Source organism: Treponema bryantii (genome assembly GCF_900113965.1).
Lineage (GTDB): Bacteria > Spirochaetota > Spirochaetia > Treponematales > Treponemataceae > Treponema_D > Treponema_D bryantii_A.
The window spans coordinates 257398-270797 of record NZ_FORI01000003.1 but is presented as its reverse complement, the minus strand read 5'-3'; the positions used below and the strand labels follow the sequence as shown (position 1 = coordinate 270797).

Annotated in this window: 15 protein-coding genes; 13 read left to right on the top strand and 2 right to left on the bottom strand. The window is 40.1% G+C overall.

The genetic code is table 11. From position 1 onward, the window contains the following. Positions 1–20 precede the first annotated feature (20 nt). Positions 21–1097 (top strand): adenylate/guanylate cyclase domain-containing protein, encoded by a 1077-nt coding sequence (locus tag BM161_RS05850; protein WP_177206211.1) that lies wholly within the window; start codon positions 21–23, stop codon positions 1095–1097. 92 nt (positions 1098–1189) lie between these two features. Beyond that, positions 1190–2239, top strand: coding sequence for a type I glyceraldehyde-3-phosphate dehydrogenase (gap, locus tag BM161_RS05845; RefSeq protein ID WP_074931068.1), 1050 nt, complete (start codon positions 1190–1192; stop codon positions 2237–2239). Between the two features lie 138 nt (positions 2240–2377). Here gap and trxA read toward each other — a convergent pair whose 3' ends face one another. After that, entirely contained in the window at positions 2378–2686 is a 309-nt protein-coding gene (gene trxA / locus BM161_RS05840; RefSeq protein ID WP_074931067.1) for a thioredoxin, read from the bottom strand. A gap of 241 nt (positions 2687–2927) precedes the next feature. Here trxA and BM161_RS05835 point away from each other — a divergent pair, with 241 nt between their 5' ends. The 5 genes from BM161_RS05835 to BM161_RS05815 all read left to right on the top strand — a co-directional run bounded on the left by BM161_RS05835 (position 2928) and on the right by BM161_RS05815 (position 6508). After that, complete coding sequence (locus BM161_RS05835; RefSeq protein ID WP_074931066.1) at positions 2928–3704, top strand: MetQ/NlpA family ABC transporter substrate-binding protein; 777 nt, start codon at positions 2928–2930, stop codon at positions 3702–3704. Between the two features lie 104 nt (positions 3705–3808). Continuing rightward, on the top strand, positions 3809–4402 hold the full coding sequence (locus BM161_RS05830; protein WP_074931065.1) for a hypothetical protein: 594 nt from the start codon (positions 3809–3811) through the stop codon (positions 4400–4402). A 93-nt stretch (positions 4403–4495) separates the two neighbouring features. Beyond that, complete coding sequence (locus BM161_RS05825) at positions 4496–4864, top strand: hypothetical protein (RefSeq protein ID WP_074931064.1); 369 nt, start codon at positions 4496–4498, stop codon at positions 4862–4864. Positions 4865–4921: 57 nt separating this feature from the next. Continuing rightward, a complete protein-coding gene (locus tag BM161_RS05820; RefSeq protein WP_074931063.1) occupies positions 4922–5512 on the top strand; it encodes a hypothetical protein in 591 nt (196 codons plus the stop codon). A gap of 39 nt (positions 5513–5551) precedes the next feature. Further along, entirely contained in the window at positions 5552–6508 is a 957-nt protein-coding gene (locus tag BM161_RS05815; RefSeq protein ID WP_074931062.1) for a helix-turn-helix transcriptional regulator, read from the top strand. A 6-nt stretch (positions 6509–6514) separates the two neighbouring features. Here the strand turns inward: BM161_RS05815 and BM161_RS05810 are convergent, their stop codons facing one another. Continuing rightward, on the bottom strand, positions 6515–7510 hold the full coding sequence (locus tag BM161_RS05810; RefSeq protein ID WP_074931061.1) for a radical SAM protein: 996 nt from the start codon (positions 7508–7510) through the stop codon (positions 6515–6517). A 114-nt stretch (positions 7511–7624) separates the two neighbouring features. On the opposite strand from BM161_RS05810, the gene BM161_RS05805 reads away from it, so the two are divergent. The 6 genes from BM161_RS05805 to BM161_RS05785 all read left to right on the top strand — a co-directional run bounded on the left by BM161_RS05805 (position 7625) and on the right by BM161_RS05785 (position 13392). Then, the gene (locus BM161_RS05805; protein ID WP_074931060.1) at positions 7625–7882 is read left to right on the top strand and encodes a DUF4160 domain-containing protein; all 258 of its coding nucleotides are present in this window, start codon (positions 7625–7627) and stop codon (positions 7880–7882) included. 12 nt (positions 7883–7894) lie between these two features. Beyond that, positions 7895–8137: a DUF2442 domain-containing protein gene (locus BM161_RS05800; RefSeq protein WP_074931059.1), complete on the top strand. Its 243-nt coding sequence runs from the start codon at positions 7895–7897 to the stop codon at positions 8135–8137. Positions 8138–8151: 14 nt separating this feature from the next. Continuing rightward, a complete protein-coding gene (locus BM161_RS14350) occupies positions 8152–8310 on the top strand; it encodes a type II toxin-antitoxin system Phd/YefM family antitoxin (RefSeq protein WP_177206210.1) in 159 nt (52 codons plus the stop codon). A gap of 143 nt (positions 8311–8453) precedes the next feature. Further along, positions 8454–9722 carry a phosphoglycerate kinase gene (locus BM161_RS05795; protein WP_074931058.1) on the top strand — a complete coding sequence of 423 codons (1269 nt, stop codon included), beginning with the start codon at positions 8454–8456 and terminating at the stop codon, positions 9720–9722. Between the two features lie 238 nt (positions 9723–9960). Further along, positions 9961–10629 (top strand): hydrogenase nickel incorporation protein HypB, encoded by a 669-nt coding sequence (gene hypB / locus BM161_RS05790; protein WP_074931057.1) that lies wholly within the window; start codon positions 9961–9963, stop codon positions 10627–10629. 54 nt (positions 10630–10683) lie between these two features. Beyond that, positions 10684–13392 (top strand): FAD-dependent oxidoreductase, encoded by a 2709-nt coding sequence (locus tag BM161_RS05785; RefSeq protein WP_074931120.1) that lies wholly within the window; start codon positions 10684–10686, stop codon positions 13390–13392. Positions 13393–13400 lie beyond the last annotated feature (8 nt).

Below are 13400 nucleotides of genomic sequence, written 5' to 3'. Positions count from 1 at the left end.
TGTTCGGCTGTATATGTTTGTTGATTAAATTTATTAATGCATCGTTACTCAAACAGCATTATTTCTATTATGGCTCTTATGCAGTCTTTGGAATAACCGGTATTATTCTGTGTAAAACCAAGAGTGGAAAATACACTCCTACAGTTTATTGTCTTCTGTGTTTCTTTTTTATCTCTTTATATTACATAACGCTTGTGCCGTTTACAAAGGCCCTGGTGTACTTTATTGGCTTTGTTGTTGCTATTGAAATTCTTACAAATCTGAATCCTGTAGTCTTTTCAATTTCGATAATTGTTTATGAAACTCTGGTTCTTCTTGCTATACTGAATGGTAAGATACCCGGCAAAGAGGAGTTTGAAATTAATTCTATTTCAAACATGATTTTGCTGAGTGTAATTGTAATTTATATTTCCTTCTGGAAGCGCCGCATTGTCATCAATAAATATGAAACAGAAAAGAAGATTGCCGAAGAAAAGCAGAAGTCTGAAGAGCTTTTGTTGAATGTTCTTCCGCGCAATATTATGGAACAACTGCGTTCAAAAGGAAGTGTTGAGCCGGAAGCTTATGAAAATACTTCGGTGCTGTTTTGTCAGGTAGTGAATTATTCTGAACTATCTGCAAAACTTGGACCGGAACGTCTTGTAAATGAACTCAATGAAGTTTTTGGTGTTTTTGATGATATTGTAGAAAAGAATTCCTGCATGCGAATTAAAACTATGGGTGAGATTTATATGGCAGTTTGCGGACTTCCAGAACCAAATCCTCACCATGCAGAACATAGCGTAGCCTGCGCAAAAGAGTTTGTTGAGTATATTCAGAAACATAACGAAAACTCTACGGTTCAGCTGAAAGTTAGGGCAGGGGTAAGTTCAGGCAGCGTAATTGCCGGTATTGTTGGAATCAGAAAATATATTTACGATATTTTTGGTGATACAGTAAATACTGCCTACCGTATGAAGGGCTTGAGCAGTCCTATGCAGATAAAAGTGTCTCCAGTTACTTATGACCTTGTTAAAGAGAAGTTTGATTTTGAAAAACAGACTCCAGTAGACGTAAAAGGTAAGGGTATGATGGATACTTACAACCTTTCGTACTGATTTTTGAACTAACTCATTGATATAGACTATTTCTTACAAATTCATTATTTTATATGATATAAAATCTTAATCTAATTTTTAGGAGATATAAAATGGCAGTAAAAGTTGCTATTAATGGTTTCGGCCGTATTGGTCGTTTGGCTTTCCGCCAGATGTTTGGTGCAGAAGGATACGAAGTAGTTGCTATCAACGATTTGACAAGCCCAAAAATGCTCGCTCACCTTTTGAAGTATGATACAGCACAGGGTGGTTATGCTGGACGCATTGGTGAAGGAAAACACACTGTAGAAGCTCACGATGGTGAAGGCGAAGATAACTACATCGTAGTAGATGGAAAGAAAATCGTTATCTACAAGATGCCTAACGCTGCTGATCTTCCATGGGGAAAAATCGGCGTAGACGTTGTTCTTGAATGTACAGGTTTCTACACATCTAAAGACAAGGCTCAGGCTCATATCACTGCTGGTGCTAAGAAAGTTGTTATTTCTGCTCCTGCTGGAAATGACCTTCCTACAATCGTTTACAATGTAAACCACAAATCTCTCAAGAAGGGCGACAATATCATCTCTGCAGCTTCTTGTACAACTAACTGTCTTGCTCCAATGGCTAAGGCTCTTAATGATGCATTCCCAATCCAGTCTGGTATTATGGCTACAATCCATGCTTACACTGGTGACCAGATGATTCTTGACGGTCCACAGCGCAAGGGTGACCTCCGCCGTTCACGTGCTGGTGCTCAGAACATCGTTCCAAACTCAACAGGTGCTGCAAAGGCTATCGGTCTTGTAATTCCTGAATTGAACGGAAAATTGATTGGTTCTGCTCAGCGTGTTCCAGTTCCAACAGGATCTACAACTATCCTTACTGCTGTAGTAAAGGGTAACGACGTAACTAAGGAAGCTATCAATGCTGCTATGAAGAAGGCTTCTGATCCAGAAACATTCGGATACAACGAAGACGAAATCGTTTCTTCTGACGTAATCGGAATGAGATTCGGTTCTCTCTTTGATGCTACTCAGACTATGGTTAACAAGATTGCTGATGGTCTCTTCGAAGTACAGGTTGTTTCTTGGTACGATAACGAGAACTCTTATACTTCACAGATGGTTAGAACTATCAAATATTTCTCAGAGAACTGCTAAGTTTTCGCTCAGGTAAACTGAGATAAAAAAAACGCTCGGCTTTTACAGTCGAGCGTTTTCTATTTAACATGGATTGCTTCACCTTCGGCTCGCAATGACGGTGGGGTGTCATTGCGAGGAGCGAAGCGACGTGGCAATCTAGTCGAGGAGGGCGAGAAGTGACTCCTTTGGCTGAACTCCTACGCTTGATTTGTGGAGCTGGCCGTTTTTGAAAGTGGCGATGAAAGGAATGCTCATAACACCGTACTTCTGAGCGAGATCTGGCTCGTCGTCTACGTTTACTTTGCATACCTTAATTTCTGGATGCTCTTCTGCGAGTTCTGTAACTACAGGGCCGAGCATGCGGCATGGGCCACACCAGGTTGCCCAGAAATCTACGATAACCGGTTTGTCCGATTCCAATACTTCCTTCTGAAAAGTGTCTTTTGTAATATTCAATTCTGCCATAATGTTTGGTCCTCCAAGTATTGTTACACAAGCAAATTATGTTGTGTACAATTAAAATATACTCAATTAAGCATGAATTGTCAAGTAAATTGTATACAATTTAATTATAAAACTATTGTTATTATTTTTTACTTTTTTTTAAAAAGCTATTGACTATTTTTTTATTACCTAGTAAACCTATGGGTAATAGAACTACAAGAGACCCGCGCTCAACATCGCGGAGTACAAAAGGAGACTTAATATGAAAAAAATTATCGCTTTTACAGCCGCAGTTCTTGCTGCAGCAAGTTTATTTGCCGCTTCAATCAAAGTTGGAGCTACTCCAGAGCCTCATGCAGATCTTCTTAATTTGATTAAAGATGATCTTAAAGCAGAAGGTGTAGACCTCAAGATTATTGAGTTCACAGACTATGTTACACCAAACGAAGCTGTTGAATCTGGTGAAATTGATGCTAACTATTTCCAGCACATTCCATATCTTGAATCATTCAATTCTGAACGTGGATATCACCTTGTAAATGCTGGTGGAATCCATGTTGAACCAATCGCTCTTTATTCAAAGAAAGTAAAGAGCCTCTCAGCTCTTAAGAACAAGGCAAAGATTGCTATTCCTAATGACCCAACAAATGAAGGTCGTGCTCTTCTTCTTCTTGCTGATGCTGGTCTTATTACTCTTGATCCAAAAGCTGGAATCGAAGCTACAGTACAGGATATCACATCAAACCCTAAAAAGCTTAAGTTCGTAGAAGTTGAAGCTGCTTCTCTTCCACGTGTTCTTGCAGATGTTGATGCTGCTGTAATCAACGGAAACTATGCTATTCCTGCTGGTCTTTCAGCAAGAAAAGATGGTCTTTATGTAGAAGGTTCTTCTTCTCCATATGTAAACGTTATTGCAGTAAAAGCTGGTAACGAAAACAAGGCAGAAATCAAAGCTTTGGTAAAAGCTCTTCAGAGCGAAAAAGTTCGCAAGTACATTGAAGAAAAATACCCTAACGGCGAAGTTGTTGTAGTATTCTAATTTCCCGGTGGTTGAGCTTGTCGAAACCACATCAACTCCCTGTCCTTACCGGCAGGGAGTTTTTTTTGCTTGTAAAACAAAGTCTGATTTCATATCATAGGATTATGTCTTTACTTAGTGATGTTAAAAAATACTGGTCACTGCTTATGGCAGATGGAGTTTACTATCTTTTTACAGGCCTTTCTGCAGCCGTAATTAATAAAGAAATATATTCTGTTCTTTCTCCGCGACTCATTTCACTTCAAAATATTATTGGATGGGGTGGTGGAATGCTCCTTGGTTTTATGTGGTCTAAATGGAATAAAAGACTGCTTCCTCTCATGTTGCCTTTCTTTTTGATGCAGGCGGCTGCAAGTGTTCTTTATTTTGTATATTCAGAAGCCACGCTCAATATGTTTATATACTGGGTATTGAGCATGGGAATGTATATCTTCTTTGGTGGAATCAGCGATAAAATTTTTGAAGGCGCCAAAGCCTGGTTCTTTAAGAAAAGTGAAGACCGTGCTTCTTATGATAACCTTATAGATATGACAGGAAGTATTTCCGGTTTTGCCGGATACTTTCTTGCAATGATTTACGTGCCATCGCTTAGAATGGCAATTTTCTTCAGTTTTATAGCAACCTTTACGTGGTGCCTTGGAATTATCTGGTATACGCTCCAGCATAAGAACGAGCTGAAGGATGAAGAAAAAGCATAAAAATGTTTTACTTAGTCATTAAATGACTGGATAACCCCGTTATAGTATAGATATCTGCTTTGCAGAATTAATCTAAAAATCATGGGGGAAATCATGAAAAAAATTACTAAAATTACAGGCTTATTAGCAGCACTTCTTATTTTGTTGTGTTTTGTTTCTTGTAAACAGAATGCAGCTTCAACACCAGAACCAAATTTGGTGGCTAGTTTTAAGGGAACTATGACATCATCAGGTACGGAGACAATTGTGTCGACACTGTCTTTCTATGATGATTCATCATTTAAAAATACTATGGATAATGGTGGCTTTAATGGTGGTACATATACTGGTGATGTTTCAAAAGATGGTACAGGAAAGCTATTATTTACAGATGCTAATACAGATGTGGATTGGACTCGTAATGGAGATACTCTTGAATTGTCTGTAATGGGCTTCTCTATGGGAACTTACCAGAAACAATAATTAATTCTTAAAATGTCTAATAAGTCTATGCTTATTAGACATCTTATTGGGTGAAAAATGAAAATTAAAATAGTTTTTATTGCTCTTATTACTGCCGTAATGACATTGTGTCTTACAAGTTGTTCAAATCCTGCTGCTTCTAATTCAAACCCGGAAAATCAGGGCAATGGTGGTGGCGGAAATTCAGAAAATCCTTTATACCCATTTGAAGGAAGCAGCTGGTATGGTGATACTTATACAGATTTTGCTGACTCTGATGGAAATCTTGTAAAATCAGGTTATGAGAAGATTCTGGAGTTCGAAGGTATAGCGTATTCAATGAATGGTAAGACTTATGGAATGGTAAAAATAATTAATGAATTATATTTTTTCTGGCCAGAAGGTTATAATAACCAGTCAAACACAAAATACGAAGTTTTACTGAAAAATCAGAAATTGAATTATAGTGTTACTAAGACAGATAGTGGATATACAGTAACTATGGGACCCTTTGGTTCAGATTGGTTGACTATGACTATATCTAATGCTTCTGCGACTTCTGCTATAATTCGAAATACAACCCATGGCTATATGAGTTATGGTGCTGAACCTAATAAACTTACCTGGTATAGCGATGACCTTCTTCCACGAACTCTTACAAAACAATAAAATATAAGTATGGCCGGTCATAAAACAACGCATACTCAAATGGAACGATATAAATTGATCGATTCAATTCTTTCTAATGGAGAGAGTGTTTCGTTTGAGGTGATTCTGGAAGCGCTGCGGGCAGAAGTTAGGGATGACTTACTTTCTGATAGTTCTGTGCGCCGCGATTTTCGTTATATGCGAGATGAACTTGGGGCACCTCTTGAGTATGATAAAAAATCTAATGGCTGGCATTATACAAAACCTTATAAACTTCCTTCTGAATGTTTTTCTGATGAAGAGATACTGTATCTTCAAATCATCAAAAAACTTATAGAACAGCATTCATCAAAAGATTATATCTACAAAGCTTTTTCAAAACTCCTGCAGAAGCTTTTACCAAAGTCTTCTTATAGCGAAGAAAGAGTTTTCGTACCTAATAGACCAACTCCCGTAATTGATGAAGGGGTTTCAGAAAAGGTAATTCTGGCACTAAGAAATAATTATATGCTGGATTTTAATTATTTCAGCAAATGGGAGCCCGAAGAACGGCATAGAAAAATTTTGCCGTATCAGATAATTGTTGATGACGGAAATCTTTTTCTTTATGGTGCAAGTAGAAAACAGAAGGATAATCCTCGTCTTTTTAATCTTTCAAAAATGCATCATGTTGAAGTAATAGAATCTCAGACTTTTGACATGCCAAAAAACTTCAGATTTCATGAAAAAGCAGAGCAGGGACGTTTCGGGGCTTTTCAATATGATGATTATTTTGATTTTAAGATTGAGTTTTATGGCGATGCCCGCAGTAATGTGAGGGAGTTTGTCTGGTCTGATAATCAGAAAATTGAAGAAAACCAGGAAGAGAATAAAACAATTCTTTCCTTTACAAGTTCACAGTGGCTTCCAATTCAAAAGTGGGTGCTTTCTTTTGGAGCAGACGCAAAGCCTCTTGAACCCGACTGGTTTGTTGAAGAATGGAAAGAAACTGTCAGAAAAATGGCAGAGAAAATTTAATCTGATTTATATTTGTCTGCAGACAAAATCGCAGAATGAACATATATCGCTGCACTTGCCGGGAAGTTTTACTCCATGCGAGTGCAGCGATTTTTTTAGACCGTGACGGCGGTAGTGGGAGAGTCCTTCTTCGTAGCAGATTTTTACCATTTTATTATTTTCGGCATTCTGCATAATTGTTTCGTAACTGTCTGTTATACGGCCAATAAAGAGGGCCTCATTTTCATTTGCAAAACCGCAGCAGGGTGCAATGTTTCCGTCTGCGTGAACATAGAGGATGTGGCCAGGGCCTTCGCAGTAGTCTTCGCGGAACCAGCGGCGGGATTGCCAGGCACGCGGGTCGTCTGAAGTGTAGGTGCGGGGCAGGTGATAGACGGGAATGTCGACAGGGGGCGTTGTACGCTCGCATTCGCTCGCTATCGAGTTTTCGCAAGCGAAAACTCGCGGGGAATTTTCAGGGGTCTTAGGGGCAGCGCCCCTAGGAGAAGGGGTAGCGAGCAACGAAGTGCGAGCGAGGGGAAGGCTTTCCCCTTCTGATGAATCTACTGTCTGGATATTTATCGATTCTTCACCAAAAATCTTCTGAACTGTGCGGATAAAAGTTTCCATTCGCTCTTTACTCTGGCCGTGGTATGAGTCCCAGCTGAGACCGATTTTGCCATCGTAACTGGCATCGTATAATTTTTGAAGAGTGGCGGTCAGGTCTGCCTCGTCACGCCACCAGTCGCCGTTGGTCATAATCTGGTCAAACATGAGGTCGTGAGAAATTGCGGCTTTTGTAACTTCCACAAGAAAATCCATATACAAAAAAGGCTCACCACCGGAAAAACCGATGCGGTCAATGTCACTGCCGCTTTCCACGCAGCTTTCAATCAATTTTACTGCCTCTGCAATTTCCAGTTTACGGGGCGTGCGGTTAATAAAACAATGCTCGCAGTGGAGGTTGCAGGCGGTTGTGGAAGAGAAAATAATTTCGGTGGGGTGGAAGCCTTTTGATTTCATATTTACGATTATATAGTTTTTTTAATTATTATACAGAGCTATTTTTGTTATAAGAGATATAAATAATGAAAAATCTGTAAAAATATGCTATATTATTCTTGGAGGTAAAGAGAAATGCCTAGTATTAGTCGATTCTTCGGAATTGTTATTTATATGTATCCAGATGATCATAATCCTCCTCATTTTCATGCTCTTTGTGATGATAGATCTTGTATTGTAGATATAAATAAGGCAAAAGCAAAAGGTGATTTAACAAAAAGAGAAAAGAAACTTGTAGAAGCCTGGGCTGAAATTCATAGAAATGAACTTTTGAATAATTGGGATTTAATGATGAGAGAAAATCGGGTCAATGATATTGAACCTTTGAAATAGGAGATATGAATTATGTTTAAATGGGCAGTTACAGCAGTTCAACCTAATCCAGATTTTACTCTTCTTATAACTTTTGCAAAAGGCAAGAAACGTTTATTTGATTGTAAAACAATTTTTAATCGTAAATATGCAGAAAGATTAAAAGACATAGATTTTTTCATGAAGGCAAAGGCTGATCATCAAACAGTTATGTGGACTGAAGATTTAGATATAAGTCCAGAGTTTTTGTATGAAAATAGTGTTAAAGTAAAATAATTAGAGGTGAGTCAATGAAACAAATGAGTATAACTGAAGTGAAAGATAACTTTGATGATGTTATTACGTGGATTGAAAGTGGAAAGGAAAAGCAAATTATTGTAACAAAATATGAGAAACCGATTGTTAGAATTGTACCATATACTTGTAATGATAATTCAGAAAAGAAGTAAAAAATGATTAACGCCTCCCTTGCTATGTTGAAGTTTAAGTCAGCGGAATTTTTACATTGAATTTGTCTATAAAACTCATTATATTTTATTGTATATCGTAAATTTCCCTGCATTGTTTGTGGGGTAAATATAAGGAGTAACAGATGATCAAAACTGTAAAAGACGTAGACTTGAAAGGCAAGCGCATTATCATGCGTGTTGATTTTAACGTACCAATGAAGGACGGAGTTGTTCAGGACGACACACGTATTATGGCAGCTCTTCCTACTATTAAATACATTCTCGAGCAGAACCCACGTTCTCTCGTTCTTATGAGCCACCTTGGCGATCCAAAAAAGGACGTAAAAAAGGCTCAGGAAAAAGCTGAAAAGGCTGGAAAGACCTGGACAGACGCTGATGCAGAAAAGTTCATCAACGGAAAGAACCGCATGAAGCCGGTTGTAGAATATTTCGCTTCAAAACTTGGAAAGCCAGTTACTTTCCTCCCAGATGCACTCGGACAGAAGGCTGCTATTGATGCTCTTCCAGAAGGAGCTGTTGCAATGCTCGAGAACGTTCGCTTCCACAAGGAAGAGACTTCTAAAGATGCTGCAGAGCGCGATGTAATGGCTAAAGAGCTTGCTACATACGGAGATATCTTCGTAAACGATGCTTTCGGAACTGCTCACCGCGATCAGGCTTCTACAGCTTCTATCGCTAAGTTCATGCCAGTTGAATCTGTTGGCGGCTTCCTCATGGAAAAAGAAGTTAAATACATTCAGCCAATGGTAACAAACCCAGAAAAACCAATGACTGCAATCATCGGTGGTGCTAAGGTTTCTTCTAAGATCGCTGTTCTTGAAAGCCTTATGAAGAACGCTTCTACACTCATCGTTGGTGGTGGTATGGCTTATACATTCCTCAAGGCTCAGGGCCACTCAATCGGTAAGTCACTTGTTGAAGATGACTTCCTCGATACAGCAAAAGATCTTCTTGCAAAGGCTGAAAAAGCTGGCGTAAAGATTCTTCTTCCTGTTGACCATGTTGGTGGTGCAGAATTTGCTGATAAGGATCCAGTTGCAGTTGATGCAGTAGATCTTCCAGATAACCTTATGGGTATGGACGTTGGTCCTAAGACTGTTGCTCTTTACAAAGATGCTATTCTTGCTTCAAAGTCTATCGTATGGAACGGACCAGTTGGAGTATTCGAGTTCGAAAACTTTGCAAAGGGAACTGAAGCTGTAGCTCGTCTCGTTGCTGAAGCAACATCTAAGGGTGCTATGACTGTAGTTGGTGGTGGTGACTCTGTTGCTGCTGTAAACAAGTTCAACCTTGCAGACAAGATGAGCCACGTATCTACTGGTGGTGGTGCTTCTCTCGAATTCCTTGAAGGAAAGACATTGCCAGGTATCGCTATTCTTGCTCAGAAATAAATAGATTGCTTCGTCGCTGCGCTCCTCGCAATGACAGTAAAAGTGAGTCGTCATTGCGAGCGTAGCGAAGCAATCCATATATACGGTGGTTCGATAAATTCGGCCGCCGTATTTTTTTTTACATTTATGTTTCTCTGTATAGTATTTCTTTATAAATAAATAGTATTTTCTTTGCCTTAGTTGAATTTCTGTGATATAATCATCATTTGATAGTATAACTATCACAGGAGATTTTTGTATGAACGATGTACGAGTTATCGAGGTAAAGGAAAATATCCTTGCCGATAACGACAAAGAGGCTCAGATTCTTCGCGATAAACTCAAATCTAGAAAGACCTTTCTTATGAATCTGATGTCGTCTCCGGGGAGTGGAAAAACAACTACGCTGGTACGTACTGTTGAACAGCTTAAAGACAAAATCAATATAGGAATAATGGAAGCAGATGTTGATTCTGATGTAGATGCAAAGACAATGGCTAATGCCGGCGTAAAATCTATTCAGCTTCATACAGGCGGAATGTGCCATCTGGATGCCGCAATGACAGAGCAGGGGCTTAATGAATTGAATTACGACGGCCTTGATCTTGTTGTGCTTGAAAATGTCGGCAACCTGATTTGTCCTGCAGAGTTTGATACTGGTGCTGCTAAAAATGTGATGATTCTTTCTGTTCCGGAAGGACACGATAAACCCCTTAAATATCCGCTTATGTTCAGCAAGGTAGATGCTCTTCTTATCAACAAAATTGATGTAGCACCATACTTTGATTTTGATATGGACAAATTGCGTGAATACGTTGGTAAGCTCAATAAAAATGTAAAAATCTTCCCGATTTCTGCAAAGACCGGGGAAGGGGTGAAAGAGTGGACTTCATGGCTTTTGAGTGAAGTTCAGGAACATAATAAGTAAGAAGTGTCAGAATCGGGCGGGGGTCCGATGTTTTATAATTTTATAGGAGCAAACATGGCAGAAGTAAGACCTTTAATTTTGGAGCTTGGTCAGAAAATTACAGACCGTCTCGGCAGAAAAATCAACGAAAACGACCCTGAGTATTGGGGATTAAATGAAATTGTAACAGATGAGATGGCAGAAGTTGCCCTCAAGATGGATGTTCGAAAACCTGTTACTCTTCCTCAGCTTGTAAAACTTACAGGTAAGTCAGAAGAATATCTTGAAAAAATCATGATGGATATGGCAATTGCCGGTCTTATTGAATACAACTGGGAAAATCCAAAACACGAAAAGCAGTATATCCTGCCAATGTTTGTACCTGGAAGTGCTGAGTTTACAAACATGAATCAGAAGCAGCTCGAAGAGCATCCAAAGCTCGGCCGCTTCTTTGACCGCATGACCTTTGAACCTCTTACTAAGGTTACCCCAATGGTACCGGAGGGAGGTGCAGGTATTGGTATGCACGTAATCCCTGTTGAAAAGGCAATCGAAGCAGAAAATGCAAGCGTAAGTGTAGAACACATTTCTCACTGGCTTGATAAATATGACGGAAAATATGCGGCATCTCCTTGTTCATGCCGTCTTAGCCGCCGTACTTACGAAGAAGGCTGTGCCGATGATCCAGAAGACTGGTGTATCGGTGTAGGCGATATGGCTGATTACCTTGTAGAAACAAAACGCGGTCACTATATTACCCGCGAACAGGTTTATGAGATTTTGCAGCGTGCAGAGGACAACGGTTTTGTTCATCAGATTACAAATATCGACGGCGAGAATAAGATTTTTGCTATCTGTAACTGTAACATAAATGTCTGCTATGCTCTCCGTACATCTCAGCTTTTTAATACTCCAAATATGTCCCGCTCGGCTTATGTTGCCAGAACCGAAAGTGACAAGTGTGTTGCCTGCGGACGTTGTGTTGAATACTGTCCGGCCGGAGCTGTTAAGCTTGGTCAGAAGCTCTGTAAAAAAGATGGAAGCAAGGTTCAGTATCCAAAGCATATTTTGCCAGATAATCATAAATGGTCTGAAGCAAACTGGGATCCGAATTACCGTGAAACAGCCCGCATAAACTGTTATTCAACCGGTACAGCTCCTTGTAAAACTGCCTGTCCTGCCCACATCGGTATTCAGGGCTATCTTAAGATGGCAAGTGAGGGCCGCTACACAGAAGCCCTCGAGCTTATCAAAAAGGAAAATCCTTTCCCTGCAGTTTGCGGACGCATCTGTAACAAGCGCTGTGAAGCTGCATGTACACGCGGTACAATTGACGAAGCAATCGCTATTGATGAAGTAAAGAAATTTATTGCTCAGAAAGATCTCGATGCTAAGGTTCGCTTTATTCCTAAGAAGGTTATTCCTTCGAACCGCGGTGAGTTCAGCCAGAAGATTGCAATTATCGGTGGTGGTCCAGCTGGTCTTTCATGTGCTTTCTATCTCGCAGAAAAAGGTTACCGCCCTACAGTATTCGAAAAGAATAAGGTTGCAGGTGGTATGCTTGTTTACGGTATCCCGGCATTCAAACTTGAAAAAGATGTAGTTGCTGCTGAAATCGACGTAATGAAAGAAATGGGCGTTGAAATCAAAACTGGCGTTGAAGTTGGAAAAGATGTAACAATTGCACAGCTTCGCGAGCAGGGCTACAAAGCCTTCTATATTGCAATCGGATGTCAGGGTGGCCGCAAGGCTGGCGTTCCTGGCGAGGATGCAGCTGGTGTTATGACTGCCGTAGATTTCCTTCGTACTGTAGCTGATGACAAGAACTTTAAGGTAAGTGGCAAGACGGTAGTTGTTGGTGGCGGTAACGTTGCTATTGATGTGAGCCGTACTGCCTGGCGCTGCGGTGGAACTGATGTTCAGCAGTTCTGTCTTGAACAGAGAGCTGAAATGCCTGCAACAGTAGAAGAGATTGAAGAAGCCGAAGAAGAAGGAATTAAGATTAATAACGGCTGGGGGCCAAAGGAGATTTTGACCGAAAATGGAAAGGTAAAAGGAATTGTATTTAAGAAGTGCCTTTCTGTATTTGATGAAAATCACAAATTTGCGCCAAAATATGATGAAGCAGAGACAATCACAGTTGAATGCGAAAATGTCTTCCTTTCTATTGGTCAGGCAATTGTCTGGGGCGACATGCTTGCAGGTTCAAAAGTAGAACTTGGCCGTGGAAACGGTGTAGTTGCTGATTCTGTAACTTACCAGACAGCAGAGCCTGATATTTTTGCAGGTGGTGACGTTTATACAGGTCCGAAGTTTGCAATTGATGCAATTGCTGCCGGTAAGAAGGCTGCAGTTTCAATTCACCGCTTTGTACAGCCACATTCAACAATGACAATCGGCCGCGACAAGCGTGAATTCATCGAGCTTAATAAAGAAGATATTCTTGTTGAAGGATACGACAATACACCACGTCAGGTTCCTGGAAAGAGAACTACAGACAGTAAGTTTGAAGAAACAAAGCTCTGCTTTACAGAAGAGCAGATTAAGAAGGAAACTGCACGCTGTCTGAGCTGTGGTCAGAGTGTTGTAGATGAGAACAAGTGTATTGGTTGTGGTGTTTGTACAACTAAGTGTGCCTTCGATGCAATTAAACTTCACCGAGAGCATCCAAAGGCAAGCCGCATGACTAAGAGTGAAGATAAGCTCAAAGCCATCCTTCCAAACATCCTCAAGCGTGAAGTAAAGATTCTCTTGAATCCAAACCGCTCATCAATGGAGAAATAATCGGGCTA